The sequence below is a fragment of the Pseudomonas sp. CFBP 8770 genome (assembly GCF_014841705.1).
GTDB lineage: Bacteria > Pseudomonadota > Gammaproteobacteria > Pseudomonadales > Pseudomonadaceae > Aquipseudomonas.
Window position 1 is genome coordinate 254,054 of the sequence record NZ_JACYUL010000007.1, and the last position, 25,810, is coordinate 279,863.

Below are 25,810 nucleotides of genomic sequence, written 5' to 3' on the forward strand. Positions count from 1 at the left end.
TCGTTCAGTTCCGATTCGCGGCAGTTTGCGGCATATCGGCCTCAGCGCCTAATTGGCGTACGGCGATGTAGCGTTCACTGCGGCGCGTGCGGTCAATGACCTGCCCCACCAACTGGCCACAGGCAGCGTCGATGTCCTCGCCACGGGTGGTGCGTACGGTGACGTTGAAGCCCGCCTGATGCAGGTGATCCTGGAACCGACGGATCGCATTGTTGCTCGGGCGCTCGTAGCCGGAATGCGGGAACGGGTTGAACGGAATGAGGTTGACCTTGCAGGGCACGTTCTTGAGCAACTCGACCATTTCCACGGCATGCTCGAGCTGGTCGTTGACGTCCTTGAGCAAGGTGTATTCGATGGTCAGTACACGCTTCTCGCCCAGTTGCGACATGTAGCGCTGGCACGACTCGAGCAGCATCTTGAGCGGGTACTTCTTGTTGATCGGCACCAACTGGTTGCGCAACGCGTCGTTGGGCGCGTGCAGCGAAAGGGCCAGGGAGACGTCGATGTGATCGGCGAGCACGTCGATCATCGGTACCACGCCCGAGGTCGACAGGGTGACCCGGCGTTTGGAGATGCCATAGCCCAGGTCATCCATCATCAGGCGCATGGCCGCGATGACGTTGTCGAAGTTCAGCAGCGGCTCGCCCATGCCCATCATCACCACGTTGGTGATGGCACGGTCGACGGTCGCCGGGACGCTGCCGAAGGATTTGTTGGCAATCCACACCTGGCCAATGACTTCGGCGGCGGTGAGGTTGCTGTTGAAGCCTTGTTTGCCGGTGGAGCAGAAACTGCAATCCAGCGCACAGCCCGCCTGGGACGACACACACAAGGTGCCACGCTTGCCCTGGGGAATGTAGACGGTCTCGACGCAGCTGCCGGACGCCACGCGCACCACCCACTTGCGGGTGCCGTCGGTGGAGATGTCCTCGCTGACCACTTCGGGGCCGCGGATCTCGGCACAGGCCTTGAGCTTTTCGCGCAGGGCCTTGCCGACGTTGGTCATGGCATCGAAATCGTCCACGCCAAAATGGTGAATCCACTTCATGACCTGACCGGCACGAAAGCGCTTCTCCCCGATCGAGTCGAAGAACTGTTCCATTTCCGGTTGAGTCAGCCCCAACAGGTTCGTCTTGCCAGTCATATCAGTCATGGGTTCACCTTCACTCGTTGGCCGTGGCTTAGCGAGTGGTTACTTCGGTAGTAGCGAAGAAGTATGCGATTTCGCGGGCAGCAGCGGCTTCGGAGTCCGAACCGTGGACGGCATTGGCGTCGATGGATTCGGCGAAGTCGGCACGGATGGTACCGGCAGCAGCTTCTTTAGGGTTGGTAGCACCCATCAGTTCGCGGTTCAGAGCGATGGCGTTTTCGCCTTCCAGAACCTGGACGACAACCGGGCCGGAAGTCATGAAGGCAACCAGCTCACCGAAGAAGCCACGAGCGCTGTGTTCGGCGTAGAAGCCTTCGGCTTCGGCTTTGGACAGTTGCTTGAGTTTCGAGGCAACGACGCGCAGGCCGGCTTTTTCGAAACGAGTGGTGATCTCGCCGATGACGTTCTTGGCGACAGCGTCGGGCTTGATGATGGAGAAAGTACGTTGAACAGCCATGTGAAACTCCAGAAACAGTGATTGAAGCGAAAAATTAAACCCGCGAATTATACGCGGGTTCCGGGGTATTGCCTAACCTGCAAATCGATCAGTCCTTTTCGGCAGCCCAGAGGGTCTGCACCGCTTCGAGCACCTTCTCGCCGACGCGACCGGAGGCGTCGTCGAAATCCGGCAGCGCCTTGATCATCTGCTGCAGGCGAGTGAAGCCGACCGAGTACGGATCGAGTTCCGGATGCTGTTCTTCCAGCTCCTCGGCGATCCGCTGTACATCATTCCAACCATAGCTCATGACGATTCCTCGGTCAGTGCGGCGCTTCGGCAGCGTGATTGAGCGAGTACTTGGGAATCTCGACGGTGATGTCCTGGGTGCCGACCTTGGCCTGGCAGCTCAGGCGCGACGTCGGCTCAAGGCCCCAGGCGCGATCGAGGAAATCCTCTTCCAGCTCGTCGGCTTCTTCCAGCGTGTCGAAACCGGCACGGATCACGCAATGGCAGGTGGTGCAGGCGCACACGCCGCCACAGGCACTCTCGATCTCGATGTGATGATCGTGGGCAACGTCGAGCAGCGACCGGCCAGTTTCAGCTTCGACCACCATGCCGTCCGGGCAATGCTCGGCGTGGGGCAGAAAAGTCACCTTCGGCATCAGTTATTCCTCAATTTCATTCAGGTTGCGCCCCGACAGGGCGTCTTTCACGGCATTGTTCATGCGACGCGCAGCAAAGGCATCGGTCACTTGCGACAGCAGCTTGGTCTGCTGTTCGATGGCCGGACCGTCGTCGCCTTTGACCCGGGCGCGCAATTCGTCCATCTGCAGGCCGATCACCATGCGCTCTTCGTCGTCGAGCAGACGCTCGCCATCGGCGTCCAGCGCGGCCTGTACCGCTTCGAGCAGGCGCTCGCCGTCGACCTGGTGCTCGCGCAGCTGGCGAGCGACCTTGTCGTCACCGGCATACTGGAAGGAATCGGTGAGCATTCTGGCGATCTCGCCGTCGGTCAGGCCATAGGATGGCTTGACCTGAATGCTTGCCTCGACGCCCGAGCCCAATTCGCGGGCGGACACGCTGAGCAGGCCATCGGCATCGACCTGAAAGGTCACGCGGATCTTTGCCGCGCCGGCCACCATGGCAGGAATGCCGCGCAGCTCGAAGCGGGCCAGGGAGCGGCAGTCGCTGATCAATTCGCGCTCACCCTGCAGAACGTGCACGAGCAAGGCCGACTGGCCGTCCTTGTAGGTGGTGAAATCCTGGGCACGCGCAACGGGAATGGTGGTGTTGCGTGGAATCACCTTCTCCATCAGCCCGCCCATGGTTTCCAACCCCAGCGACAACGGGATGACGTCGAGCAGCAACAGCTCGCCGCCGTCGCGCTTGTTGCCGGCCAGGGTGTCGGCCTGGATGGCCGCACCGATCGCCACCACCTGATCGGGGTCGATATCGGTCAGCGGCTGGCGCCCGAACAGCTCGCCCACCGCTTCACGTACCCGCGGCACGCGGGTGGAGCCACCGACCATGACCACGGCGAGGATCTCGTCGATTTCGATGCTGGCGTCACGCACGGCACGCCGGCAGGCCTTGAGGCTGCGCGCGACCATGGGTTCGATCAGCGCTTGGAAGGCGTCGCGAGTGAGCTCCGCGCTCCAGCTGCCGTATTCGATGGTGGTGCTGTACGACTGGCTCAGGGCTTCCTTGGCAGCGCAGGCCGCCTGCAGCAATTGGCGCTGCGCACCAGGGTCGAGGTTGGCGGATACGCCCGCCTGCTCGACGATCCAGCCTGCGATGGCATGATCGAAGTCGTCGCCACCCAGCGCACTGTCGCCGCCGGTGGCCAGCACTTCGAAAACCCCGCCGGTCAGGCGCAGGATGGAGATATCGAAAGTGCCGCCACCCAGGTCGTAGATCGCCACCAACCCTTCGGCGTGCTGATCCAGGCCATAGGCCACGGCGGCGGCCGTCGGCTCGTTGAGCAGGCGCAGCACGTTCAGCCCGGCCAGACGCGCGGCGTCCTTGGTGGCTTGCCGCTGGGCGTCATCGAAATAGGCGGGAACGGTGATCACCGCCCCGACAAGGTCGCCGCCCAGGACATCTTCGGCCCGCTGGCGCAGCGCCTTGAGGATATCGGCAGACACTTCCACCGGGCTCTTCGGCCCTTGAACGGTCTCGATGAACGGCATGTGCGACTCGCCACCGACGAAGCGGTAGGGCAATTGCTCGCCCAGCTGCTTGACGTCGGCCAGGCCACGGCCCATCAGGCGCTTGACCGAGAGCACGGTATTGAAGGGGTCACTGGCGGCGGCGGCCTTGGCAGCCGCACCGACCTCGACACGATCGGCGTGATAGCGAACGGCAGACGGCAGGATGACCTGCCCGTCTGGGTCTGCCAGGGGTTCGGATAGACCGCTGCGCAGCGCAGCGACCAGCGAATTGGTAGTGCCCAGGTCGATCCCCACGGCCAGACGACGCTGGTGTGGTTGAGGACTCTGGCCAGGTTCGGCGATCTGCAGTAGGGCCATGCTTATCAGGTCAGGAATTCAGGCGTGCGGCCGTAGCGACACTGGGTTAATCGTCGAGGCGCTCTTCGAGCTGGCGCACTTCATAGGAAAGCTTGTCGAGAAACTGCATGCGCCGCATCAGGCGTTCGGCCTGTTCGCGTTGCGCCGCGTCATCCCAACAGGCAGCGAAGCTGTCTTCGAGTTCAGCCTGCGCGGCCTTGACCCGACGCTTGAAGGCAGCCACACCGGGCAAGTCGGCACTGTCCTGCAGGTCTTCGAGCTCTTCGCGCCACTGCATCTGCTGCAGAAGAAAGTCCGGGTCGTGGACCGTGACTTCCTGCGGTACTTCCCGCCCACCGATGGACAGCAGGTAACGCGCACGCTTGGGCGCAGCCTTCAGGGTCTGGTAGGCATCGTTCAAACCCGCCGATTTTTCAAGCGCCTGGCGTTGCTCGCGCTCGGAAGCGTCGGCGAAGCGATCGGGATGGACTTCACGGGCCAACTCGCGATAGCGGGTAGCCAAGTGGTCGAGATCCAGACGAAAGCCGGGTTTGAGGTCGAACAGGGCGAAATGACAAGGAGTACCCACGGTCAGCCTCAGATATTGAAGCTTTCGCCGCAGCCACATTCGCCGCGTACGTTGGGGTTGTTGAACTTGAAGCCTTCGTTCAACCCTTCCTTGACAAAATCGAGCTCGGTACCGTCCAGGTAGACCAGGCTCTTGGGATCGATGATCACCTTGACGCCATGGTTCTCGAAGACCTTGTCTTCGCTGCCGGCCTCATCGACGAACTCCAGCACGTAGGCCAACCCCGAGCAACCGGTGGTGCGTACGCCCAAACGAATGCCGTCACCCTTGCCACGCCCTGCCAGGGAGCGGCGAACGTGGTTGGCGGCGGCTTCTGTCATGCTGATGGCCATCGTGACTCCTTACCTGCAAACGGTTGCGCGCGAGCGGTCACCCGCACCGCGCTGTATCGAACCTGCGACTGTGTCCAGCTTCTTCGCTCTTACTCAGAGCAGACCTTTCTTCTGCTTGTAGTCGCGTACGGCCGCCTTGATGGCGTCCTCGGCGAGCACCGAGCAGTGGATCTTCACCGGCGGCAACGCCAGTTCTTCGGCCAGCTGGGTGTTCTTGATGGTCTCGGCTTCGTCCAGGGTCTTGCCCTTCATCCACTCGGTGGCGAGGGAGCTGGAAGCAATGGCCGAACCGCAGCCGTAGGTCTTGAACTTGGCATCTTCGATGATGCCCTGCTCGTTGACGCGGATCTGCAGACGCATCACATCGCCGCACGCCGGAGCGCCGACCATGCCAGTGCCGACGTCGGCATCTTCGGCGTCCATCTTGCCCACGTTACGTGGGTTTTCGTAGTGGTCGATGACCTTTTCACTGTAAGCCATGATATTGATCCTTACTGAAACTCATCAGGTAAGCCGCTCTTGCCGGCAGCTACTTAGTGCGCCGCCCACTCGATCTTCGAGATATCGACACCGTCTTTGTACATGTCCCACAGCGGCGACAACGCGCGCAGCTTGGTGACGGCCTCGCAGACTTTCTGCGCGGCGTAATCGACTTCTTCCTCGGTAGTGAAGCGACCGAAGGTGAAACGAATGGAGCTGTGTGCCAGCTCGTCGTTGCGGCCCAGGGCGCGCAGTACGTACGAGGGCTCGAGCGAGGCCGAGGTGCACGCGGAACCGGAGGACACTGCCAGGTCCTTGAGGGCCATGATCAGCGACTCGCCTTCGACATAGTTGAAGGACAGGTTCAGGTTGTGCGGTACGCGGGCGGTCAGGCTGCCGTTGACGTACAGCTCTTCCAGGTTTTCGACCTGCTGGTAGAAGCGGTCGCTGAGCGCCTTGATGCGTGCGTTCTCGTCCGCCATGGTTTCCTTGGCGATACGGAAGGCTTCGCCCATGCCGACGATCTGGTGCGTGGCCAGCGTGCCCGAACGCATGCCGCGCTCGTGACCACCGCCGTGCATGGCGGCTTCCAGGCGAACGCGCGGCTTGCGGCTGACGTACAGCGCGCCGATACCCTTGGGGCCGTAGGTCTTGTGCGCCGAGAACGACATCAGGTCGACCTTGAGTGCCGCCAGGTCGATCTCGACCTTGCCGGTGGACTGGGCAGCATCGACATGGAACAGCACGCCGCGCGAACGGGTCAGTTCGCCGATGGCCGCGATGTCGTTGATCACGCCGATTTCGTTGTTCACGTGGATGACCGAAACCAGGATGGTGTCGTCGCGCATTACAGCTTCGATCATGGCCGGGGTGACCAGGCCATCGGTGCCAGGCTCGAGGTAGGTGACGTCGAAGCCTTCACGCTCGAGCTGGCGGGTGGTGTCCAGCACCGCCTTGTGCTCGATCTTGGTGGTGATGATGTGCTTGCCCTTGGTCTGGTAGAAGTGCGCCACACCTTTGATCGCGAGGTTGTCGGACTCGGTGGCACCGCTGGTCCAGACGATTTCGCGCGGGTCGGCACCGACCAGGTCGGCCACTTGGCGACGGGCGTTTTCGACGGCTTCTTCGGCCTTCCAGCCGAATACGTGCGAACGGGAAGCCGGGTTACCGAAGTTCCCGTCCATCTGCAGGCATTCGATCATCTTCTGTGCAACGCGTGGGTCCACTGGCGTGGTCGCGGAGTAATCGAGGTAAATCGGCAACTTCATTGGTATCTCCTATCAGGCGGCTAACCTGGCTTTCTCATTCGACGGCAGACGTTTCGATCTTGTCCAGACGTTGCGTGCGGCCGTTGCTGTTGCAACGGCGCAGGTCCTGGCGCTGGGCGACTTCTTGCACTTCACGGCGAGTGACAAGGTCGGACAGACTGATGCCGCTCAAAAATTCATGGATCTGCTGGCTGAGGTCGCACCACAGGTGATGGGTCAGGCAGGTGTCTCCGGCGTGGCAATCACCCAGGCCCTGGCACTTGGTGGCGTCGACCGATTCGTTGACCGCGTCGATGACCTGTGCAACCTGGATGCCTTCCATTTCGCGGGAAAGCTGGTAACCACCGCCCGGGCCGCGCACGCTGGACACCAGGTTGCCCCGGCGCAGCTTGGCGAACAGTTGCTCCAGGTAGGACAGGGAAATGCCCTGGCGCTCGGAGATGTCGGCCAATGAGACCGGCCCACGCTGCGCGTGCAATGCCAGATCAAGCATGGCAGTGACGGCGTATCGGCCTTTAGTTGTCAGTCGCATGGCTAGTACCACGGGTTCTCGGAATAGGTTCGATCATCCTATTTCCGAGTAAATTTGTCAACTATAAGTCCTACTGAATTACTAGGACTTGAGTGCAAAAACGGCGGCGCAATGATAGCAGACTAATGATGCCGGAGGGAGCACCCGCTGCGCGCTATGCCCCGCGGCAGCGGTCATCGGTCGCGAAACGGGCGCCGCGGTGGACCCGTTGGATCAGGGGTTGGTCTTGCGCTCCGCGCCCTGCACGCATTCGAAATCCTCGTCACGCAGGGGCGGCAGGTCCTTGGCACGGTAGTCGCTGCCCAACTGGTTGAGCGCGCCACACATACCCTCGAGGCGCCCATCCACCGCATGCAGGTGATCGAGCAACTGGCCGATGGCCCGCGCCACCGGGTCAGGCATGTCTTCGCCACCGACACCGTAGGCATCGAAGCCGATCTTTTCGGCCATGGCCTTGCGCCGCGCATCGAGCTGGTCATCGCTCTTGACGATGATCTTGCCCGGGATCCCCACCACAGTCGCGCCCGGCGGGACTTCCTTGGTCACCACCGCGTTGGAACCGACCTTGGCCCCGGCGCCGACGGTGAACGGCCCGAGCACCTTGGCGCCCGCCCCCACCACCACGCCATCGGCCAGGGTCGGATGGCGCTTGCCCTTGTTCCAGCTGGTACCGCCTAGGGTCACGCCCTGATAGATCGTCACATCATCGCCGATCTCGGCCGTCTCGCCGATCACGATGCCCATGCCGTGGTCGATGAAAAAGCGTCGGCCCACTGTGGCGCCTGGATGAATCTCGATCCCGGTCATCCAGCGACCGAAATTCGACACCACCCGCGCCAGCCATTTCAGCTCCCGCTTCCACAAGGCATGGGCCGCCCGATGCAGCCAGATGGCGTGCATGCCCGGGTAGCAGGTCAACACCTCGAACGCATTGCGCGCAGCCGGATCGCGATGAAAAACACTCTGAATATCTTCCCGCAGACGTTCGAACATTTACTGATCCTTGCGCTTATGCGGCTCACCCCGAGCGACCTTCTGGGTCTCGGTGAGAATGCCGCGCAAAATACTCATTTCCGACTTGTTCACGGCGCTGCGGCCAAACAGCCGACGCAGGCGCGCCATCAAATGCCGCGGCTTTTCCGGGTCGAGAAAGGCGATGTCGACCAGCGTGTCCTGCAGATGGCCATAGAAGCGCTCCATCTCGTCGCTGGTCGCCAGCTCCTCGGCCTTTTCCATGGCTGCGGCCGGCCGCTTGCCCGCCAGCCAGGCCATGCGCACCTCATAGCCGAGCACCTGCACCGCCGCTGCCAGGTTCAGCGAGCTGAAATCGGGGTTGGACGGGATGTGCACATGGAAATGACAGCGCTGCAGCTCGTCGTTGGTCAGCCCGGCATGCTCGCGGCCGAACACCAGCGCGATCTGCTTGCCCTGCCCCGCTTCGTCGATGACTTTCTCGCCGCATTCGCGGGGATCCACCAAGGGCCAGGGCAGGCTGCGGTCGCGGGCGCTGGTGCCGAGCACCACGGTGCAGCCCACCAGCGCCTCTTCCAGCGTGGCGACCACCTGGGCGTTTTCCAGCACGTCACTGGCACCAGAGGCTCGCGCCTCGGCTTCGGGCGACGGAAAATCGCGGGGCTCGACCAGCACCAGCCGCGACAAGCCCATGTTCTTCATGGCGCGCGCCGCTCCACCGATGTTGCCGGGATGGCTGGTATTGACCAGGACGACTCGGATGTTATCCAGCACGGCTAGGGCTCTGTGTCGGGGAAAGGGCGGCAAATATTACAGAAGGCCTATAACTAAGGCTATGTCCCTCTTCTTGTCCACGACTTTTCTGCTAGAATGCGCGGCTTTCTTTAACGACCTAGGTGAAACGTCCATGCAGCCCATGCTGAATATCGCGCTGCGCGCCGCCCGCAGCGCCAGTGAATTGATCTTCCGCTCCATCGAGCGCCTGGATACCATCAAGGTCGACGAGAAAGATGCCAAGGACTACGTGTCCGAAGTCGATCGCGCCGCCGAACAGAAAATCATCGACGCCCTGCGCAAGGCCTATCCGACCCACGGCATCCGTGGCGAAGAAACCGGCTTCCACGCTGGCAGCGGCGAAGGCGAAGACTACCTGTGGATCATCGACCCACTGGACGGCACCACCAACTTCCTGCGCGGCGTCCCGCATTTCGCCGTCAGCATCGCCTGCAAATACCGCGGTCGCCTGGAGCACGCGGTGGTTCTGGACCCGGTGCGCCAGGAAGAATTCACCGCCAGCCGTGGCCGCGGTGCGCAGCTCAACGGTCGCCGCCTGCGCGTCAGCGGTCGCACCAGCCTGGACGGCGCGCTGCTGGGCACCGGCTTTCCGTTCCGCGACAACCAGATGGACAACCTCGACAACTACCTGGGCATGTTCCGCAGCCTGGTGGGCCAGACCGCAGGCATCCGCCGCGCCGGCTCCGCCAGCCTGGATCTGGCTTACGTCGCCGCCGGCCGCTTCGACGCATTCTGGGAGTCGGGTCTGTCGGAATGGGACATGGCTGCAGGCGTCCTGCTGATTCAGGAAGCGGGCGGTCTGGTGAGCGATTTCACCGGCGGTCACAACTTCCTGGAAAACGGCCACATCGTGGCCGGCAACACCAAGTGCTTCAAGGCGGTGCTGACCGCCATCCAGCCGCACCTGCCGGCTTCGCTCAAGCGCTGAGTCCTGACGCGACAAGAGCCGCAACGAGAAAAGCACCCCAAGGGGTGCTTTTTTCATGCCGCAGATTCAGGCGCCAGCTCCGGCTACCCTTCGCAGGCAAAGGCCAGTACTCGACCCAACATCTCGTCGCATCCGGCCAACTGCGCGACGCTGACGAACTCATCGGGCTTGTGCCCCTGCGCCATGCTGCCCGGCCCGCACACCACCGTGGCGATACCTGCCTGATCGAACAGTCCGCCTTCGGTGCCGAACGCTACCGTGGAGAACGCCCGCGAACCGCTGAACCGCGCGATCCAGCCAGCGGCCTCGCTGGCATGGCTCACGTCCAGGCCCGGATAGCTGGACAACTCGCTGAAGCGAATGGCGCTCTGGCCACCGACCGCGCGCATGGCCGGCAGCAGCGTGTGCTCGGCGTAACGCTGCAGGGCCTGGGTCAACTGCCGCGGATCCTCGGCGGGCAGCGAGCGCACCTCGAAATCGAAGCGACAATGCTGGGGCACGATGTTGAGCGCCGTACCACCGGCGATCACCCCCACCTGCACCGTGGAAAACGGCGGATCGAAGCGCTCGTTGCGTGCGTCCGGCGTTTGCAGCGCCTCGCCCAATCGGCCCAGTTCGGCAATCAGCCGCGCGGCGTACTCGATGGCATTGACCCCGCTGGGCGCATGGGCCGAGTGACAAGCCAGCCCCTCCACCTCGCAGCGCATCGCCAGCTTGCCCTTGTGGCCGAGCACCGGTGCCAGTTCGGTCGGCTCGCCGATCACGCACAACATCGGTTGCACCGGCCGGTGACGCAAGGCCTCGAGCAGCGAGCGCACGCCCAGGCAGCCGACTTCCTCATCGTAGGACAAGGCGATGTGCAGCGGCCTGCGCAGTGGTGCCTCGACCCATGCCGGCACCTGCGCCAGCACGCAGGCGATGTAGCCTTTCATGTCGGCCGTGCCACGGCCATACAGGCGTCCATCCGCTTCGCTCAGCTGGAACGGCGGATGAGTCCACGCCTGGCCGTCTACCGGCACCACATCGGTATGGCCCGACAGGACGATGCCCGGCACATGGTCAGGGCCGATGCTGGCGAACAGATTGGCCTTGCTGCGAGCCTCGTTGTAGATCAGCTCGCTGCTCACGCCGTACTCTGCCAGGTAGCCCTGAACGAATTCGATCAGCGCCAGGTTCGACTCGCGACTGGTGGTGTCGAAGGCCACCAACTGCGCCAGCAGATCACGGCTGGCACTCATCGGGCGTCTCCCGGCACGCCGTAACCCGGCGCCACCGCCGGATTCAGAGCGCGGTCGATATAGTCCTGCATCTGCGGTCGGTAGGCCTGCCACAGCTGCTGCAACTCCCCCAAAGGATCATGCTCGGCCCAGTCCACTCGCAGATCGACGATGGGCCAAGGCAGCTCACCCACTACTTTCAGCGCCGCAGAGTGCACCGGCCCGGCTTCGCCACCGGCGGCCAGCCCGGCCAGCATGGCATGCAGCAAGCGCTCGGCCAGGTGCCCGGAGGCTTTTTCGAACGCCTCGACCACAGCGTCGACCACCGCGGTGGCGGCCAGCATGTTGCCTGCCGCTACGCATTGCTCACCGCTGCGCGCATGGTGGATGCCCAAGGTCTGGCCACCGCTGACATGGGCGCTGCGCCCCTGCGCATCGATGGCGACGATCTGCCGGTACTCAGCGAAACCGTCGCGGCCCAGCACCTGCTGCAACGCCTCGGCAGGCGGTACCTGCCGTTCGAGCAGCACAAGCGTCTGCGGGCCGAGGGCAGGCAGGGTGATGTTCTGCGACGATACCGCCCCCACACCGGCCAGCAACCACGGGCAGCGGGCGCCCACCGCGATGCTCGAAGAACTGATGGCGATGCCCAACTGGCCGGTTTCGGCGCAACGTGCTGCGATGGAAAAGGTCATGGCAGGGAACTCCTCAGTCCGGGATGACGGCGATCACGTCGATTTCCATCAACCACTGCGGCTGGCCCAGGGCCGACACCACCAGCCCCGTGGAAATCGGGAAGACGCCTTTGAGCCAGCGGCCGACGACGTGATAGACCGGCTCGCGGTAGCGCGGATCAATGATGTAGGTAGTGGTCTTGACGATATGCGACAGGTCGCTGCCCGCCTCTTCCAGCAACTGCTTGACGTTTTTCATGGCTTGCTCGGCCTGTGCCGCCGGGTCGCCCAGACCTACCAGGTTGCCGTCGAAATCGGTGCCCACCTGGCCACGCACATAGACGGTATTGCCGGCCCGTACAGCCTGGCACAGGTCATTGTCCAGGCTCTGATTGGGGTAGGTATCCTTGGTGTTGAACATTCGAATACGGGTATGGGTAACCATGAGCAAAACTCCTTGGCGTGTGCGTCGAGCGGACGCGACACAGTAGTGATCAATAGCCGCGATCAAGCGTTGGCGCGCACTGGGGCGGGCATCTCCGCGGTCGACCTGGACTCGTCGTAGGCGCGGTACTTGCGCTGGGTGGCGATCTGGTCAGCGACATGCCGGGCGTCGTGCCATACGCCCCAGATGAAGGCCGAACCGCGCCGCGACAACCAGGGCAGACCGACGAAATAGATGCCCTGCTCGCTGCTCACGCCGCGCTGGTGACGCGGCTTGCCGTTGGCGTGGAAGGCGTCCACCTGCAGCCAGCCGTAGTCTTGCGAGTAACCGGTGGCCCAGATGATCGTGGACACGCCCGCCTCGACCAGGTCCAGCGCCTGCAGCGGCTGGGCGATGCAGGCCGCATCAGCCACGCGCTCGCGGGCGGTCGGTTCGAGGGGCAGGTCCAGGCCGTTGCGCTGCGCATAGGCATCGGCCGCATCGAGCAGTGCCAGATAGTTCTCGTCACCCCGGTCGAGGTTGTCGTTCAGGTCCTGGGCAAAGGTGACGGTACCGTTGGTAAACCGCTCGGTCAGGCCGACCAGCACCATCCCGGCTTGCGCCAACCGACGAAAGTCCACGGTATGCCCGCCGCGGGCGCCACTGACGGCAATGGTGACGTGCTCGCGTCCCGCCTGCACGGTCTCGCTGTCCCACAGCCCGAGCACACCCAGCCACCAGCAGAAATCCCGTCCGCGATAAGCGCGCGGCGGCCGGTCGTGCGGACCAACCGAGAGGTAGACCTTGCGCCCTGCGCGCAGCAGCTCCTCGGCGATCTGCACCCCGGAGGACCCCGCACCGACCACCAGCACCGCGCCTGCCGGCAATTGCTCGGGGTTGAAATAGTGTGCCGAATGGATCTGGTGGAAGGTTGAATCAGTGGGCGCGATGGTCGGGATGACCGGTTTCTGGAACGGCCCGGTGGCCGACACCAGGTGCTTGACCGAATAGGTGCCCGCGCTGGTTTCCACCCTGAAACCGGCGCGACCGACGTTGCGCGTCACGCGCTTGACCTCCACACCGGTCTTGATCGGCGCGTCGAATGTGCGCGCATAGGCTTCGAAATAATCGGCCACCTGCTCCTTGCCGGCGAAGCCGTCCGGGTCCATGTCGAACTCCAGACCGGGGAACCGATCGTGCCAGGCCGGGCCGTTGGCCACCAGTGAGTCCCAACGGCCCGAGCGCCAGGCTTCGGCGATGCGAGCCCGCTCCAGTACCAGGTGAGGGATGCCCAGACGGCTCAGGTGCTCGCTCATGGCCACCCCGGCCTGGCCAGCACCCACTACCAGGGTGTCTATTTCGGTGATCTGTTGGTTCATCTTGGCATCCTTCGGCAGGCCGTCGAGGCTTGCCGCTGTCTTCATGAAAATTCGAAAGCCGGGCGCACGGCGTCCTGCGGCACCCGCGAGGCTGTGCAGAGCGCTTGAGTGATGTCAGGTGTTCAGTCCACCAGCGAGGGATCCGCCTGAATCATCAGGTGCTTCATTTCTTCGAAATGGCGCTGGGAAAAATCGCTGATCTTCTCCCAGTCCCGCGCAGTCTTTTCCGCCACGTCGTCGGCTAGCACCTTGAGCGGCTGACCGGTCGACCAGGCGGTTACCAGAATCTGGCAGGCACGCTCCAGGGTCCAGATGTCATCGAACGCCTCACCCACCGTGGGCGCAGTGACGATGACACCATGGTTGCCCATCAGCAGCCGGCTCTTGTCCTGCAGCAGGCTGGCCAGGCGCGCACCCTCGGCGCTGGTATCGGCCATGCCGCCATAGAGCTCATCCACCGCGACGCGGTTGAAATAGCGCGCCGTGTTCTGGTCGACCGGCACGATCCTGGGCTGCGCCAGGCAGGCCACTGCGGTGGTGTAGACCGGGTGCAGATGCAGCACCACACGGGCATCGGGCAGGCGTTGGTGAACCTGGCCGTGGATCGACCAGGCAGTGGCATCCACGTCCGGGCGCTGCGCGGCTTCGGCATCGTCGGCATCGAGCAGCAACAGATCGCTGGCCCGCAGGCGGGAAAAATGCACCCATTTGGGGTTGAGCAGGAACTGCTTGCCGTCTGCGCTGATGGCCGCACTGAAATGGTTGGCGACCGCCTCATGCATGCCCAGGTGGGCGATGATACGGAACGTCGCCGCCAGGTCGACGCGCGTCTGTTCTTCGAAACTCAGGGCCATGGCGCTGGGCACTCCGTTGGCACGTACCCGCGACGATCCACGGGCACTGTTGGCTGATCTTGATGCGCGATATCAGGGCTTGGGCATCAATGTGGCGATGTCATCGGCAGTCGGCGCCTGGAACTTGTACTTGGCCAGCAAGGCGGCGTACTCCGGGGTCTTGCTGTACTTTTCCAGGCCTTCGACCAGCGCAGTCCTGACCGCATCGTTGCCCTTCTTCACGCCGAAACCGTTGAGCACCGGGTAGATCAGGGTCTGCGAGGAAATCACTACGCGATTGCCCAGCTTGTCGACCACACCACGGGCAACCGCCGCGTCAGTGATCTGCGCCTCGACCGCGTGCGCCAGCATGGCCTGGGTGGCCTGTGGATCGGTGCCGTACTCGCTGATGGCGATCGGTTGCAGACCGTTCTTCACGCAGTACTCGGCAGACAGCTTCTGCAACTGCTGCAGCCAGGACGTCGCACCCATGGAGCCGATCTTATGGCCGCAGAACTCTTCGGGCGTCTTGGGTTGATAGTCACTGCCCTTCACCGCAAGAATCGACTCGCCACTTTTCAGGTAGGGGACCATGTCGATCACTTTCAGGCGGTCAGCGGTGATGTACATCGACGAGTTGGTGATATCGAACCGTCCGGCCTGCAGTCCGCTGATCAGGTTGGGAAAACGCGTGTCGATGTTTTCCGCAGTCATGCCCATGACCTTGGCCAGACCGTCGAGAAATTCGATATCGAAGCCGGCGGGTTTGTTCTTCTCCATGTACTCGTAGGGGAAGAACGTCATGTCGGAGCCGGCGACGATCTTTCCGGGCTGCTGGAACGCCGAAGCGCTCAATGAACTGGCAGCCAGGACGGCGCCGAACACGGCCATGGCAACGGGACGGACGATCAGGCTTGGCAATTTCATGGGGTATTCCTCGCAGTCAATGGAGTCAGGCTGTCGTCAGGTCGTTACCGGCCTGCTGGACGAAAAACGATGCACCCTTGGGTTTCTGGGGCAGGCGAACGTGGTGATCGGTGCTGCGCACCAGGCCGCTCTCGCGCCCGGTCACCAGGCGCCCGGCGTGCTCGCTGGGCAGCGGGTTGTCGGCCAGCGGTAAAGCGTCCTCGGCGGCGTAGACGCTGATGAACAGGGTTCGCGGATCTTCGGTGTGGTTGGGGCTTGAGGCATGCAGCAGACGGGTGTGCATGAAGCACACCGAGCCAGGCGGACCGAAGCACGCCACCGGCGCCTGGCAGTGCTCATCGACCACGGCGTCGGCCACCGCACCGGTAAAACGCTCGTCGTGCCAGTGCGACCACAGCGGGCCTGTGTGGCTGCCGGGGATGACCTTGAGCGGGCCGTTCTGCGGGGTCACTTCGCTGACCATCAACAGCGCCGTCACCAGGTCATCGTTGCTGTGCGGGGTAAACAGGAAATCCTGGTGCCATTTCACCTGGGTGGCGGTGTGCGGCAGCTTGGAGTTGATCTTGCTGTGGTGGAAGCGCGTGCCGGTACCGCCGATGAGTTGCCCGGCAATCTCGGCCATGCGCGAGGCGAAGGCGGCCTGGCGATACGCCGGCGAAATCTCGGTGGGCGAGGCCACGCGCCGCAGCGAGGGATGATCCGCGCGGTGATCGCTTTCCACATCGAAGCGTGGGCGTCCATCCAGCGTTTCACCCCAGGCCAGGGACTGGCTGCGGCTGTCCTGAACCCACTGGTCGAAGTCCTGTTGCAGCGCGGCGACTTCAGGCGCAGCCAGCACGTCCTCCACGACCAGAAAGCCATCTTGATGAAACCGGTCTATCTGCCATTGCTCGATCATGTTTGCTACTCGCACCAGTTAGGTTGGATTCAGGCCAACGAGACATCTTTGAGGAACGCTTCCACCCGCGGGTTGTGCCCGCTACGCAGCGCCTGCGGGCTGTCATCGCAGACCACGCGGCCCTTCTCCATGAAGACGATGCGATCGGAAACCTTGAAGGCGAAATTCATTTCGTGGGTCACGATGATCATGGTGATGCCTTCGCTGGCCAGCGCTTCGATGACCTGCAACACCTCGTTGACCTTCTCCGGGTCGAGCGCCGAGGTCGGTTCGTCGAAGAGCATGATCTGCGGGCGCATCATCAGTGCACGGGCAATCGCCACGCGTTGCTGTTGGCCGCCGGACAATTGATGCGGATACTTCCAGGCATGGTCGAGCATGCCGACCTTGTGCAGCAGCGCGTAGGCCTGCTGCCGGAGATCGGCCAGCGGCGCCAGGCGGTGATAACGCGGAGCCATGAGCAGGTTGTTGAGCACGGTCATGTGCGGGAACAGGTTGAAGCTCTGGAACACCATGCCTATGTTCAGGCGATGCTCGGCGTGCTCCACATAGCGCTGCGGCTGCGCGCCCTGTCGGTCCAGGTGAATGAACGGCTTGCCGTTGATCTTGATGTCACCGTTGTCGATCTGCTCCAGGCCGTTGAGCAGGCGAATCAGCGTGGTCTTGCCGGATCCCGAAGGACCGATGACTGACACCACTTCACCCGGCTGGATCTGCAAGCTCACCGCGCCCAGTACTTCGACGTCGTTATAGGCCTTGTGCAGTTTGGTCGCCTGCAGCGCGGGGCCAGTCGCGCCACTGCCTGGCTGCGCCACGGCGGCCTTGTACTCGGTGGCCAGGCGCAGGACTTCGGCATTGGGCAGGCGCGCGGCCTTGGTCTGGGTCACGTCCAGATAGCGCTCCAGGCGTTTGAGCAGAAAGTCGAACACGGTCACGATCAGCACGTAGAAGAACGCCACCCCGGCCATGGTTTCCATGACCAGAAAGTTCTGCGAGTACAGGCGCTGCCCCACCATGAGGATCTCGGTCAAGGAGATCACCGACACCAGCGAGCTGAGCTTGACGATGGAAATGAATTCATTGGTGAGCGAAGGCAGCGCCACCCGCAATGCCTGGGGAATGACGATGCGCCATTGAGTGCCGGCAAAGCGCAGGCCCAGGGCTCGCGCGGCCTCGCTCTGGCCCTTGGCGATGGACAGCAGGCCGCCGCGATGGATCTCTGCGACGTAGGCGGTTTCACTGAGCACCAGCGCGATCAGGCCGGCCCAGAACGGGTTGGCCAGCACGGCCGATGTGGACGGCATCGCCTGCGGCAAGTTGTAGACGAATATCAGCAGCACCAGCAGCGGTAGACTGCGAAACAGCCAGATATAGCTGCGCGCTGGCAGATTGATCAATGGACGGGTGGACTGCTTCGCCAGGGCCAGCACGAAGCCCAGCACGATACTGATGACCCAGGTCAATACACTGAGTTGAATCACGGTCCAGGCCGCCATCCAGAACTCGGTATCGCTGAGCAGGCCAAACATGTATTTCCAATCAAACGTCATCGTCGGCTCGCTCGGCAAGGTCAATAGTGATGGGTGACTTCCTGTCGGATATGAACTTCGAACGTTGCCCGTTCTGCCCGTCTTGAAACCATCATGATTGATGCCAGGTCGTGCCGAAATTAGTAAATTCGAGCCCCTTGCATAGGAAAAAACTAAGCAGTGTTCATTGCGAACAACTTCGTACGCAGCGCTTTCGCGTCATCCGATGGCATTGCTGCAAAGCGTTGAAAACAGCTGCACGCTTTTAGCGCAACCTGTTTGCGGTCTCGTTGGGTACGAGACTTTTTGGTGCGAAACACCTGTCACGCCTTGATTCATTGGGTGCGCCGGAATGCCGCACTGCAGAAGTCCATTTGCATCGAGTCGCCGGGGCCAGGCGTAGGGTGTGCTCAGGGCCCCGCCATTCTCTGGAGTCCCGAGTGAGCTCGGCACTGGCATGGTCTTCGCACGCATAGGCAAAACCTATTCAGGCGGCGCCTGACTGAACGGCGCTGCCGAGGAGCTGAACTCGATGCACTTCACCCTTCGGCAACTCAAATACTTCGTGGCAGCCGTCGAACAGGACAGCATTGCCGAAGCCTCCAGACAACTGCATATATCCCAGCCGTCGATCTCCGTCGCGATCAAGAACCTGGAAGAAGCCTTCAACCAGCCTTTGTTCGTCCGCCATCATGCCCAAGGTGTTTCACTCACCGCTGGCGGCGGCCGGATCTATGAAAAGGCCAAGGAGTTGCTGAGACTGTCGCAAGAGTTGGAACAGGATTCACGTGCCGAGAACGGCAATGTTTCAGGCACCATTGCCATTGGCTGTTTCGAATCGGCAGCGCCTTTGTATATGCCCAAGTTGGTAGCCGGATTCAAAAGCCTGTACCCGGAAGTTTCCATTCAGTTGTATGACGGCGAACAGCACGAACTGATGCATGGCCTGCATCGGGGCCGCTTCGACCTGGCTTTTCTCTATGATCTGGAATTGGGCACGACCATACACAAACAGGCCCTCAACGCACCGCACAAACCCTACGCCCTGCTGCCTGTCGAGCATCCCCTGGCACAGCAGGCGTCCGTTACCTTGCAGGCCCTGAGCCACGAGCCGATGATCCTGCTCGACGCGGTGCCCAGCCGTAGCTATTTCATGGATATCTTCACCGAGAAAGGCTATGCGCCAGTGGTGGCCTACAGCTCCCCTTCCATTGAAATGGTGCGCTGCATGGTAGGGCAAGGTCTGGGGTTTTCAGTGCTGGTGACGCGGCCGTGTACGCAAATGACATACGACGGCAAGCTGCTGGCTCACCTGGAGATCGAAGACGACATGCCTGCCTCGACCTTGGTGATGGCGCACCTGCGCAACAACCAGCCGAGTCGGGCGACCCGGCTGTTCATGGAGTACTGTTCGAGTGTGGAGCTGACGCCGCCCGGGGCGGCGGCGTCTGCAATCCAGGCAGAACGAGAGGCTTACTGCCCAGCCTGATTTTCGCTCAGGATCAACTGACCCTGCTTGTTCACAGGGATCTGCGAACCGGGATCACGATCCATGCGCACCTGGCCAACCTTGCCGTCGAGCCGGTACTTCACGTTGTAGCCGACGACCTTGTCGCTGATGTCGTTGACGGTGTTGCAGCGCGTCTGAGTCGTGGTGTAGGTATCACGGCCTTGCATGCCTTCCTGCACCTTGTTGCCCGCATAACCACCGCCAACGGCACCGGCCACGGTCGCGATCTTCTTGCCGTTGCCACCGCCGACCTGGTTGCCGAGCAAACCACCTGCTACTGCACCAAGGACGCTGCCAACGATCTGATGCTGGTCCTGAACCGCCTTCTGCCGAGTCACGGTGACGTCCTTGCACACTTCGCGAGGCGTCTTGATCTGCTGTTTGATCGGCTCTGCGGCCAATACGTCAGCGTACTCGGGGCCCTTGTTCACGAGGCTGTAGGTTGCAACGGCGCCTCCGGCGGTAACACCGACTGCACCGAGCACTGCACCAATCAGCAACGATTTATTCACTTTGAACCTCCTGACTACAATCATGGCACGAAGCCACGCTTCCATGCCTTGGAGCATAAAAAAAGGCGCGAGTTCAATACTCGCGCCTTTCGGGCCTTGCCGCAGGGACAGCCGAACGTGTTATGGACGGTCGTCGACCTGGTCCTTGGCCACTGGAGGAATCAGATCCTCGCTGCTCAGGTTCAGCCAGATCAGTACCACGTTGGCGATGTAGATCGACGAGTAGGTACCGGCCATCACGCCGATGAACAGCGCCAGCGAGAAGCCCCACAGGTTGTCGCCACCGAAGAACATCAGGGCAGCGATGGCCAGCAAGGTCGACACCGAGGTCGCCACGGTTCGCAGCAGCGTCTGGGTGGTGGACACGTTGATGTTTTCGATCAAGGACGCCTTGCGCATCACCCGGAAGTTCTCGCGAACCCGGTCGAATACCACGATGGTGTCGTTGAGCGAGTAGCCGATGATGGCCAGTACCGCCGCCAGCACCGTCAGGTCGAAGGTGATCTGGAAGAACGACAACAGGCCCACGGTGACGATCACGTCGTGAATCAGCGACAGGATGGCGCCGACCGCGAATTTCCACTGGAAACGGAACGCCAGGTAGACGAGTACGCCGCCAAGCGCCAGCAGCATGCCGAGGCCGCCCTGGTCGCGCAGTTCTTCGCCCACCTGCGGGCCGACGAACTCGACGCGCTTGACCGTGGCCGGGTTGTCGCCACCGACCGTCTGCAGCGCCGCCGCGACCTGGTTGCCCAGTTGCGGGTCTTCACCCGGCATGCGCACCAGCAGGTCGGTGGTCGCACCGAAGTTCTGCACCACGGCATCGTGATAACCGGCTTTCACCAGTTCTTCACGCACCAGGCCCAGGTCGGCCGGCTTTTCGTAGGTCAGCTCGATGAGCGTACCGCCGGTGAAGTCCAGCCCGTAGTTCATGCCCTTGTGAAACATGCTGAACAACGCCAGCACGGTAAGGAGCACGGTGATGGCGAACGCAATATTGCGAACGCCCATGAAGTTGATGGTACGTAACATGGCAGCCCCTTAAATCCACAACTTCTTGAAGTCCCGACCGCCGTAGATCAGGTTGACCATTGCGCGGGTCACCATGATGGCCGTGAACATCGAGGTAAAGATCCCGAGGGACATGGTGACGGCGAAGCCCTTGACCGGGCCGGTGCCCATGGCGAAGAGAATGCCGCCGACCAGCAGCGTCGTCAGGTTGGCGTCGATGATCGCGGTGTACGCGCGGTCGAAACCTTCGTGAATGGCGCGCTGGACGCTCATGCCATTGGCGATTTCCTCGCGTATGCGCGAGAAGATCAGCACGTTGGCGTCCACCGCCATGCCCATCGTCAGCACGATACCGGCAATGCCCGGCAGCGTCAGGGTTGCCCCCAGCAACGACATCAGCGCCAGCAGCATGACCATGTTCAAGGCCAGTGCCACGGTGGCGATCACGCCGAAGAAGCGGTAGATGGCGATGATGAACAGCGAGACGAACAGCATGCCCCACAGCGATGCATCGACACCCTTGGTGATGTTGTCGGCGCCCAGGCTTGGGCCAATGGTACGTTCTTCGGCGAAGTACATCGGTGCAGCCAGACCACCGGCACGCAACAGCAGCGCCAGTTCGGATGACTCACCCTGGCCATTGAGGCCGGTGATGCGGAACTGGCTGCCCAGCGGCGACTGGATGGTCGCCAGGCTGATGATCTTCTTCTCTTCGGTGAAGGTCTGAACCGCAACGTCCTTCTCGACGCCATTGACCGTCTGCTTGACGTAGCGCGTGGTCGGGCGTTGCTCGATGAAGATCACCGCCATGCTGCGGCCAACGTTGCTGCGCGTGGCGCGGCTCATGAGGTCGCCGCCGTGGCCATCGAGCTTGATGTTCACCTGTGGCTGGCCGTGTTCGTCGAAGCTGGCCTGGGCATCGGTCACCTGGTCACCGGTGATGATCAGGCCACGCTCGACTGCCGCGGGAGCGCGGTTGCCCTCGCGGAACTCGAAGGTCTCGGTAGTGGCCTTGGAATCATCCGGACCGGCACCGAGGCGGAACTCGAGGTTGGCGGTCTTGCCGAGGATACGCTTGGCTTCGGCAGTGTCCTGCACGCCCGGCAGCTCGACCACGATGCGGTTGGCACCCTGGCGCTGGACCAGCGGCTCGGCCACACCCAGCTCGTTGACCCGGTTACGCACCGTGGTCAGGTTCTGCTTGATGGAGTATTCGCGAATTTCCGCGACCTTGGCCTGGGTCATGGCCAGGCGCAGCACCGACAACTCGCTGCGCTCGCTGGCAGTCAGGTCGAAATCGGTGAAACTCTTGCGGATCAGGGCTTGTGCCTGGTCGCGGGTAGCAGTGTCGCTGAAGCCCAGCTGAATGGCGCCATCCTGCTGCGGCAGGCTGCGGTAACGCACGCGCTCCTTGCGCAGCAGAGTCTTGACTTCGCCTTCGTAGACTTTCATGCGGGCGTCGAGCGCCTTGTCCATGTCGACTTCGAGCAGGAAGTGCACGCCACCGGACAGGTCGAGGCCCAGCTTCATTGGGCTCGCACCCAGGCTGCGCAACCACGGCGGCGTGGTCGGGGCCAGGTTCAGGGCCACCACGTAGTCATCGCCCAGCGCCTTGCGCACGACATCCTTGGCCGGCAACTGGTCTTCGGCCTTGGTCAGGCGCAGCAGACCGCCCTTGCCGTTTTCGGCCAGGGTTGCGGATTTGACCTGGATGCCGGCGGCAGTGAGTGCCGTGCCGACGCGATCCAGATCCGCCTGATTGACCTGCAGCGAAGTGCTCGCGCCGCTGACCTGGATGGCCGCATCATCAGGATAGAGATTAGGTGCGGAATAGATAAAACCGATCGCCAGCACCGCCAGGATCAGTACATATTTCCACAGAGGGTATTTGTTCAGCATCACGCCGCCCGTTCAAGACGCGGGGCGCCTTGCGCGCCCCGACATGGGTAAAAGTCTGCAGCTTAGATCGCTTTGAGCGTGCCTTTGGGCAGGGTCGCGGCGATGGCGCCCTTCTGGATTTTCAGCTCGACGGTGTCGGACACTTCGATGACCACGAAATCGTCGGTGACCTTGTTGATCTTGCCGGCGATGCCGCCACTGGTGACCACTTCGTCACCTTTCTGCAGGTTGCCCAGCAGGTTTTTCTGTTCCTTGGCACGCTTGGCCTGCGGACGCCAGATCATCATGTAGAAGATGACCAGGAAACCGACCAGGAAAATCCACTCGAAGCCAGAGCCGGCAGGGCCAGCAGCCGGTGCAGCGGCGTCCGCGAAAGCGGCGGGGATCAAAAAGCTCATTCAACGCTCCAGTTACTTAGAAGTTATTGACTTAAAGTCTTTATAAAACGGTCAGTCCAAGGGCGGCACGGGCAGCCCGCGCTTGGCATAGAAGGCATCGACAAAGGCGGCCAATGTACCCTGTTGAATAGCCTCGCGCAAACCAGCCATCAGCAGCTGGTAATGACGCAAATTGTGGATGGTATTCAACATGCTACCGAGCATTTCGCCACACTTGTCCAAGTGATGCAGATAAGCGCGCGAGAAGTTGCGGCAGGTATAGCAATCGCAGGTAGGGTCCAGCGGCGAATCATCGTGGCGATGAAACGCATTGCGGATCTTCAGCACGCCCGTGTCGATGAACAGATGCCCGTTGCGCGCATTGCGCGTCGGCATCACGCAGTCGAACATGTCGACGCCGCGGCGCACACCCTCGACCAAGTCTTCGGGTTTGCCTACCCCCATAAGGTAACGAGGTTTGTCAGCCGGCATCAGGCCCGGCAGGTAGTCGAGCACCTTGATCATTTCATGCTTGGGCTCGCCCACGGACAGGCCGCCGATGGCCAGGCCATCGAAACCGATCTTGTCCAGGCCTTCGAGCGAACGCATGCGCAGGTTCTCGTGCATGCCGCCCTGAACGATGCCGAACAGCGCCGCGGTGCTCTCGCCATGTGCGTCCTTGGAGCGTTGCGCCCAGCGCAGCGACAACTCCATGGAAGTACGCGCGGTGTGCTCATCGGCTGGATAAGGCGTGCACTCGTCGAAAATCATCACCACGTCCGAGCCCAGGTCGCGCTGGACCTGCATCGACTCTTCCGGGCCCATGAACACCTTGGAACCGTCGACGGGGGACGCAAAATAAACGCCCTCCTCCTTGATCTTGCGCATGGCGCCCAGGCTGAACACCTGGAACCCACCGGAGTCGGTCAGGATCGGCCCTTTCCACTGCATGAAATCGTGCAGGTCGCCATGCGCCTTGATCACCGCAGTGCCCGGGCGCAACCACAGGTGGAAGGTGTTGCCCAGAATCATTTGCGCACCGATCGCCTCGATGTCGCGCGGCAACATGCCCTTGACGGTGCCATAGGTGCCCACCGGCATGAACGCCGGGGTTTCCACCACGCCACGCGGGAAAGTCAGGCGGCCACGACGGGCCTTGCCATCGGTTGCCAGCAGTTCGAACGACATACGACAGGTGCGACTCATGCTTGATCCCCTGGCGCGGCTTCGCTGGGACCGCGAGGCGCCGGATTGCGGGTGATGAACATGGCATCACCGTAACTGAAGAAGCGGTACTCGTTGGCCACCGCCGCCGCATAGGCCGCCATGGCTTCGGGATAACCCGCGAACGCCGAGACCAGCATCAACAGCGTGGACTCCGGCAAATGGAAATTGGTGACCAGGGCATCGACCACATGGAACGGCCGCCCAGGAAAGATGAAGATGTCGGTATCGCCACTGAACGGCTTCAATACGCCGTCACGCGCCGCGCTTTCCAGCGAGCGCACACTGGTGGTGCCTACCGCCACCACTCGACCACGGCGGGCCTTGCACGCCTGCACCGCATCGACCACGTCCTGGCTGACCTCCAGCCACTCTTTATGCATGTGGTGGTCTTCGAGCTTCTCGACCCGCACCGGCTGGAAGGTGCCGGCACCGACATGCAGCGTCACGAACGCGGTCTGGACCCCCATCGCCTCGATCTGCGCCAGCAGCGCCTTGTCGAAATGCAGCCCCGCCGTCGGCGCCGCCACCGCGCCGGCCTTCTCGGCGTACACGGTCTGATAGCGCTCGCGGTCGGCGCTGTCGTCGGGACGGTCGATATAAGGCGGCAATGGCATGTGCCCCACCCGATCGAGCAGAAGCAGTACTTCTTCATTGAAGCGCAGCTCGAACAGCGCATCGTGCCGCGCGACCATTTCGGCCTCACCGCCGCCGTCGATCAAGATCTTCGAACCCGGCTTGGGCGACTTGCTGGAACGCACGTGGGCCAGCACGCGATGGCTGTCCAGCACGCGCTCGACCAGAATCTCCAGCTTGCCCCCCGACGCCTTCTGGCCAAACACCCGCGCCGGAATCACTCGGGTATTGTTGAACACCATCAGGTCGCCTGGCCTGAGAAAACCGGGTAGATCGGTGAATTGACGATGATCCAGCGCACCGGACGGCCCATCGAGGACCAACAGGCGGCTGCCATGGCGCTCTGCCAACGGATGGCGAGCGATCAGGGAATCAGGAAGCTCGAAAGAGAAATCGGCGACGCGCATGATAGGGTTCGGCTGTATAGGGCTGAAAATTCTAGCAAAAATCTGCAAAATTGACCATGAAAGCTGATTGACCGGTGGTCGCGCCATCTCTATACTTCGCCGCCTGTAAGCCCTGATGGCGGAATTGGTAGACGCGGCGGATTCAAAATCCGTTTTCGAAAGGAGTGGGAGTTCGAGTCTCCCTCGGGGCACCAAATCAGAAAAAAGACCTTCACGAAGGTCTTTTTTTTCGTCTGCGATTTCTCCGACTCCCTTTGTAGGAGCGACCAGTGGCCGCGAAGGCGCCAGCCCAATCGCTGCCACTTACGCGCCCATCCATCGCCCGACAGGCTCCGCCCCGACCATTGTTGCCCCCACCTTC

At 62.2% G+C, this 25,810-nt stretch carries 28 protein-coding genes and 1 tRNA gene; 3 read left to right on the forward strand and 26 right to left on the reverse strand.

Annotation, left to right across the window (positions count from 1 at the left end):
* Positions 1-4: 4 nt before the first annotated feature.
* The 12 genes from rlmN to trmJ form a co-directional block, all read right to left on the reverse strand.
* Complete coding sequence (rlmN, locus tag IFT98_RS17315) at positions 5-1,153, reverse strand: 23S rRNA (adenine(2503)-C(2))-methyltransferase RlmN (protein WP_192050576.1); 1,149 nt, start codon at positions 1,151-1,153, stop codon at positions 5-7.
* 28 nt (positions 1,154-1,181) lie between these two features.
* Complete coding sequence (ndk, locus tag IFT98_RS17320; RefSeq protein WP_043186559.1) at positions 1,182-1,607, reverse strand: nucleoside-diphosphate kinase; 426 nt, start codon at positions 1,605-1,607, stop codon at positions 1,182-1,184.
* Positions 1,608-1,695: 88 nt separating this feature from the next.
* On the reverse strand, positions 1,696-1,896 hold the full coding sequence (gene iscX, locus IFT98_RS17325) for a Fe-S cluster assembly protein IscX (protein ID WP_122796028.1): 201 nt from the start codon (positions 1,894-1,896) through the stop codon (positions 1,696-1,698).
* Between the two features lie 13 nt (positions 1,897-1,909).
* The gene (fdx, locus tag IFT98_RS17330; protein ID WP_122479549.1) at positions 1,910-2,251 is read right to left on the reverse strand and encodes an ISC system 2Fe-2S type ferredoxin; all 342 of its coding nucleotides are present in this window, start codon (positions 2,249-2,251) and stop codon (positions 1,910-1,912) included.
* A 3-nt stretch (positions 2,252-2,254) separates the two neighbouring features.
* The gene (gene hscA / locus IFT98_RS17335) at positions 2,255-4,117 is read right to left on the reverse strand and encodes a Fe-S protein assembly chaperone HscA (RefSeq protein ID WP_192050575.1); all 1,863 of its coding nucleotides are present in this window, start codon (positions 4,115-4,117) and stop codon (positions 2,255-2,257) included.
* Between the two features lie 46 nt (positions 4,118-4,163).
* Positions 4,164-4,685 carry a co-chaperone HscB gene (gene hscB, locus IFT98_RS17340; RefSeq protein WP_192050573.1) on the reverse strand — a complete coding sequence of 174 codons (522 nt, stop codon included), beginning with the start codon at positions 4,683-4,685 and terminating at the stop codon, positions 4,164-4,166.
* A gap of 8 nt (positions 4,686-4,693) precedes the next feature.
* Positions 4,694-5,017 (reverse strand): iron-sulfur cluster assembly protein IscA, encoded by a 324-nt coding sequence (gene iscA, locus IFT98_RS17345; protein WP_122479552.1) that lies wholly within the window; start codon positions 5,015-5,017, stop codon positions 4,694-4,696.
* A 93-nt stretch (positions 5,018-5,110) separates the two neighbouring features.
* On the reverse strand, positions 5,111-5,497 hold the full coding sequence (gene iscU, locus IFT98_RS17350) for a Fe-S cluster assembly scaffold IscU (protein WP_043186545.1): 387 nt from the start codon (positions 5,495-5,497) through the stop codon (positions 5,111-5,113).
* 53 nt (positions 5,498-5,550) lie between these two features.
* Positions 5,551-6,765 (reverse strand): IscS subfamily cysteine desulfurase, encoded by a 1,215-nt coding sequence (locus IFT98_RS17355; RefSeq protein WP_122713489.1) that lies wholly within the window; start codon positions 6,763-6,765, stop codon positions 5,551-5,553.
* A 34-nt stretch (positions 6,766-6,799) separates the two neighbouring features.
* Positions 6,800-7,297: a Fe-S cluster assembly transcriptional regulator IscR gene (gene iscR / locus IFT98_RS17360; RefSeq protein ID WP_122479554.1), complete on the reverse strand. Its 498-nt coding sequence runs from the start codon at positions 7,295-7,297 to the stop codon at positions 6,800-6,802.
* A 213-nt stretch (positions 7,298-7,510) separates the two neighbouring features.
* Positions 7,511-8,290: a serine O-acetyltransferase gene (gene cysE / locus IFT98_RS17365; RefSeq protein WP_192050571.1), complete on the reverse strand. Its 780-nt coding sequence runs from the start codon at positions 8,288-8,290 to the stop codon at positions 7,511-7,513.
* Positions 8,291-9,043 carry a tRNA (cytosine(32)/uridine(32)-2'-O)-methyltransferase TrmJ gene (gene trmJ, locus IFT98_RS17370; RefSeq protein WP_122479556.1) on the reverse strand — a complete coding sequence of 251 codons (753 nt, stop codon included), beginning with the start codon at positions 9,041-9,043 and terminating at the stop codon, positions 8,291-8,293. It abuts the gene before it with no gap.
* Positions 9,044-9,176: 133 nt separating this feature from the next.
* Here trmJ and suhB point away from each other — a divergent pair, with 133 nt between their 5' ends.
* A complete protein-coding gene (suhB, locus tag IFT98_RS17375) occupies positions 9,177-9,992 on the forward strand; it encodes a type III secretion system regulator SuhB (RefSeq protein WP_122479557.1) in 816 nt (271 codons plus the stop codon).
* Positions 9,993-10,075: 83 nt separating this feature from the next.
* Here the strand turns inward: suhB and argE are convergent, their stop codons facing one another.
* From argE to IFT98_RS17415, 8 genes are all read right to left on the reverse strand, one after another.
* Positions 10,076-11,230 (reverse strand): acetylornithine deacetylase, encoded by a 1,155-nt coding sequence (gene argE / locus IFT98_RS17380; protein ID WP_192050569.1) that lies wholly within the window; start codon positions 11,228-11,230, stop codon positions 10,076-10,078.
* Positions 11,227-11,904 carry a DUF1028 domain-containing protein gene (locus IFT98_RS17385; protein ID WP_192050567.1) on the reverse strand — a complete coding sequence of 226 codons (678 nt, stop codon included), beginning with the start codon at positions 11,902-11,904 and terminating at the stop codon, positions 11,227-11,229. Before IFT98_RS17385 ends, argE begins: the two co-directional genes overlap by 4 nt.
* 13 nt (positions 11,905-11,917) lie before the next feature.
* Positions 11,918-12,328: a RidA family protein gene (locus IFT98_RS17390; RefSeq protein ID WP_049861888.1), complete on the reverse strand. Its 411-nt coding sequence runs from the start codon at positions 12,326-12,328 to the stop codon at positions 11,918-11,920.
* 62 nt (positions 12,329-12,390) lie between these two features.
* Positions 12,391-13,686, reverse strand: a complete 1,296-nt coding sequence (locus IFT98_RS17395; RefSeq protein WP_192050565.1) for a flavin-containing monooxygenase — start codon at positions 13,684-13,686, stop codon at positions 12,391-12,393.
* A gap of 122 nt (positions 13,687-13,808) precedes the next feature.
* A complete protein-coding gene (locus tag IFT98_RS17400; protein WP_122713496.1) occupies positions 13,809-14,540 on the reverse strand; it encodes a class II aldolase and adducin N-terminal domain-containing protein in 732 nt (243 codons plus the stop codon).
* Between the two features lie 72 nt (positions 14,541-14,612).
* Positions 14,613-15,446 (reverse strand): transporter substrate-binding domain-containing protein, encoded by an 834-nt coding sequence (locus IFT98_RS17405; protein WP_192050563.1) that lies wholly within the window; start codon positions 15,444-15,446, stop codon positions 14,613-14,615.
* A gap of 25 nt (positions 15,447-15,471) precedes the next feature.
* Positions 15,472-16,344, reverse strand: coding sequence for a phytanoyl-CoA dioxygenase family protein (locus tag IFT98_RS17410; protein ID WP_192050562.1), 873 nt, complete (start codon positions 16,342-16,344; stop codon positions 15,472-15,474).
* 29 nt (positions 16,345-16,373) lie between these two features.
* Positions 16,374-17,894: an amino acid ABC transporter permease/ATP-binding protein gene (locus IFT98_RS17415; RefSeq protein ID WP_192050560.1), complete on the reverse strand. Its 1,521-nt coding sequence runs from the start codon at positions 17,892-17,894 to the stop codon at positions 16,374-16,376.
* 511 nt (positions 17,895-18,405) lie between these two features.
* On the opposite strand from IFT98_RS17415, the gene IFT98_RS17420 reads away from it, so the two are divergent.
* The gene (locus IFT98_RS17420) at positions 18,406-19,362 is read left to right on the forward strand and encodes a LysR family transcriptional regulator (protein ID WP_192050558.1); all 957 of its coding nucleotides are present in this window, start codon (positions 18,406-18,408) and stop codon (positions 19,360-19,362) included.
* On the opposite strand, the gene IFT98_RS17425 is transcribed toward IFT98_RS17420, so the two are convergent.
* The 6 genes from IFT98_RS17425 to queA all read right to left on the reverse strand — a co-directional run bounded on the left by IFT98_RS17425 (position 19,347) and on the right by queA (position 25,449).
* On the reverse strand, positions 19,347-19,895 hold the full coding sequence (locus IFT98_RS17425; protein WP_192050556.1) for a glycine zipper 2TM domain-containing protein: 549 nt from the start codon (positions 19,893-19,895) through the stop codon (positions 19,347-19,349). The genes IFT98_RS17420 and IFT98_RS17425 overlap by 16 nt on opposite strands.
* 120 nt (positions 19,896-20,015) lie before the next feature.
* Positions 20,016-20,927: a protein translocase subunit SecF gene (gene secF / locus IFT98_RS17430; RefSeq protein WP_192050555.1), complete on the reverse strand. Its 912-nt coding sequence runs from the start codon at positions 20,925-20,927 to the stop codon at positions 20,016-20,018.
* Positions 20,928-20,936: 9 nt separating this feature from the next.
* On the reverse strand, positions 20,937-22,805 hold the full coding sequence (secD, locus tag IFT98_RS17435) for a protein translocase subunit SecD (protein ID WP_192050553.1): 1,869 nt from the start codon (positions 22,803-22,805) through the stop codon (positions 20,937-20,939).
* A gap of 62 nt (positions 22,806-22,867) precedes the next feature.
* Positions 22,868-23,203 carry a preprotein translocase subunit YajC gene (gene yajC, locus IFT98_RS17440; RefSeq protein WP_122479568.1) on the reverse strand — a complete coding sequence of 112 codons (336 nt, stop codon included), beginning with the start codon at positions 23,201-23,203 and terminating at the stop codon, positions 22,868-22,870.
* Positions 23,204-23,254: 51 nt separating this feature from the next.
* Entirely contained in the window at positions 23,255-24,370 is a 1,116-nt protein-coding gene (gene tgt, locus IFT98_RS17445; RefSeq protein WP_163007623.1) for a tRNA guanosine(34) transglycosylase Tgt, read from the reverse strand.
* A 14-nt stretch (positions 24,371-24,384) separates the two neighbouring features.
* Entirely contained in the window at positions 24,385-25,449 is a 1,065-nt protein-coding gene (gene queA, locus IFT98_RS17450) for a tRNA preQ1(34) S-adenosylmethionine ribosyltransferase-isomerase QueA (RefSeq protein ID WP_192050551.1), read from the reverse strand.
* Between the two features lie 109 nt (positions 25,450-25,558).
* Here queA and IFT98_RS17455 point away from each other — a divergent pair.
* Positions 25,559-25,643 (forward strand) — tRNA-Leu (locus IFT98_RS17455).
* Positions 25,644-25,810: the final 167 nt, after the last annotated feature.

Excerpts from the sequence above, each read along its gene's own strand:
- IFT98_RS17420 (WP_192050558.1), top strand. The coding sequence starts at position 18,406 with ATGCACTTCACCCTTCGGCAACTCAAATACTTCGTGGCAGCCGTCGAA.
- IFT98_RS17385 (WP_192050567.1), bottom strand. The coding sequence starts at position 11,904 with ATGACCTTTTCCATCGCAGCACGTTGCGCCGAAACCGGCCAGTTGGGC.
- yajC (WP_122479568.1), bottom strand. The coding sequence starts at position 23,203 with ATGAGCTTTTTGATCCCCGCCGCTTTCGCGGACGCCGCTGCACCGGCT.
- IFT98_RS17390 (WP_049861888.1), bottom strand. The coding sequence starts at position 12,328 with ATGGTTACCCATACCCGTATTCGAATGTTCAACACCAAGGATACCTAC.
- ndk (WP_043186559.1), bottom strand. The coding sequence starts at position 1,607 with ATGGCTGTTCAACGTACTTTCTCCATCATCAAGCCCGACGCTGTCGCC.
- IFT98_RS17355 (WP_122713489.1), bottom strand. The coding sequence starts at position 6,765 with ATGAAGTTGCCGATTTACCTCGATTACTCCGCGACCACGCCAGTGGAC.
- queA (WP_192050551.1), bottom strand. The coding sequence starts at position 25,449 with ATGCGCGTCGCCGATTTCTCTTTCGAGCTTCCTGATTCCCTGATCGCT.
- secF (WP_192050555.1), bottom strand. The coding sequence starts at position 20,927 with ATGTTACGTACCATCAACTTCATGGGCGTTCGCAATATTGCGTTCGCC.
- iscR (WP_122479554.1), bottom strand. The coding sequence starts at position 7,297 with ATGCGACTGACAACTAAAGGCCGATACGCCGTCACTGCCATGCTTGAT.
- iscA (WP_122479552.1), bottom strand. The coding sequence starts at position 5,017 with ATGGCCATCAGCATGACAGAAGCCGCCGCCAACCACGTTCGCCGCTCC.
- IFT98_RS17400 (WP_122713496.1), bottom strand. The coding sequence starts at position 14,540 with ATGGCCCTGAGTTTCGAAGAACAGACGCGCGTCGACCTGGCGGCGACG.
- IFT98_RS17415 (WP_192050560.1), bottom strand. The coding sequence starts at position 17,894 with ATGACGTTTGATTGGAAATACATGTTTGGCCTGCTCAGCGATACCGAG.
- iscX (WP_122796028.1), bottom strand. The coding sequence starts at position 1,896 with ATGAGCTATGGTTGGAATGATGTACAGCGGATCGCCGAGGAGCTGGAA.
- rlmN (WP_192050576.1), bottom strand. The coding sequence starts at position 1,153 with ATGACTGATATGACTGGCAAGACGAACCTGTTGGGGCTGACTCAACCG.
- iscU (WP_043186545.1), bottom strand. The coding sequence starts at position 5,497 with ATGGCTTACAGTGAAAAGGTCATCGACCACTACGAAAACCCACGTAAC.
- suhB (WP_122479557.1), top strand. The coding sequence starts at position 9,177 with ATGCAGCCCATGCTGAATATCGCGCTGCGCGCCGCCCGCAGCGCCAGT.
- argE (WP_192050569.1), bottom strand. The coding sequence starts at position 11,230 with ATGAGTGCCAGCCGTGATCTGCTGGCGCAGTTGGTGGCCTTCGACACC.
- IFT98_RS17395 (WP_192050565.1), bottom strand. The coding sequence starts at position 13,686 with ATGAACCAACAGATCACCGAAATAGACACCCTGGTAGTGGGTGCTGGC.
- IFT98_RS17405 (WP_192050563.1), bottom strand. The coding sequence starts at position 15,446 with ATGAAATTGCCAAGCCTGATCGTCCGTCCCGTTGCCATGGCCGTGTTC.
- IFT98_RS17410 (WP_192050562.1), bottom strand. The coding sequence starts at position 16,344 with ATGATCGAGCAATGGCAGATAGACCGGTTTCATCAAGATGGCTTTCTG.
- fdx (WP_122479549.1), bottom strand. The coding sequence starts at position 2,251 with ATGCCGAAGGTGACTTTTCTGCCCCACGCCGAGCATTGCCCGGACGGC.
- tgt (WP_163007623.1), bottom strand. The coding sequence starts at position 24,370 with ATGTCGTTCGAACTGCTGGCAACCGATGGCAAGGCCCGTCGTGGCCGC.
- hscA (WP_192050575.1), bottom strand. The coding sequence starts at position 4,117 with ATGGCCCTACTGCAGATCGCCGAACCTGGCCAGAGTCCTCAACCACAC.
- cysE (WP_192050571.1), bottom strand. The coding sequence starts at position 8,290 with ATGTTCGAACGTCTGCGGGAAGATATTCAGAGTGTTTTTCATCGCGAT.
- secD (WP_192050553.1), bottom strand. The coding sequence starts at position 22,805 with ATGCTGAACAAATACCCTCTGTGGAAATATGTACTGATCCTGGCGGTG.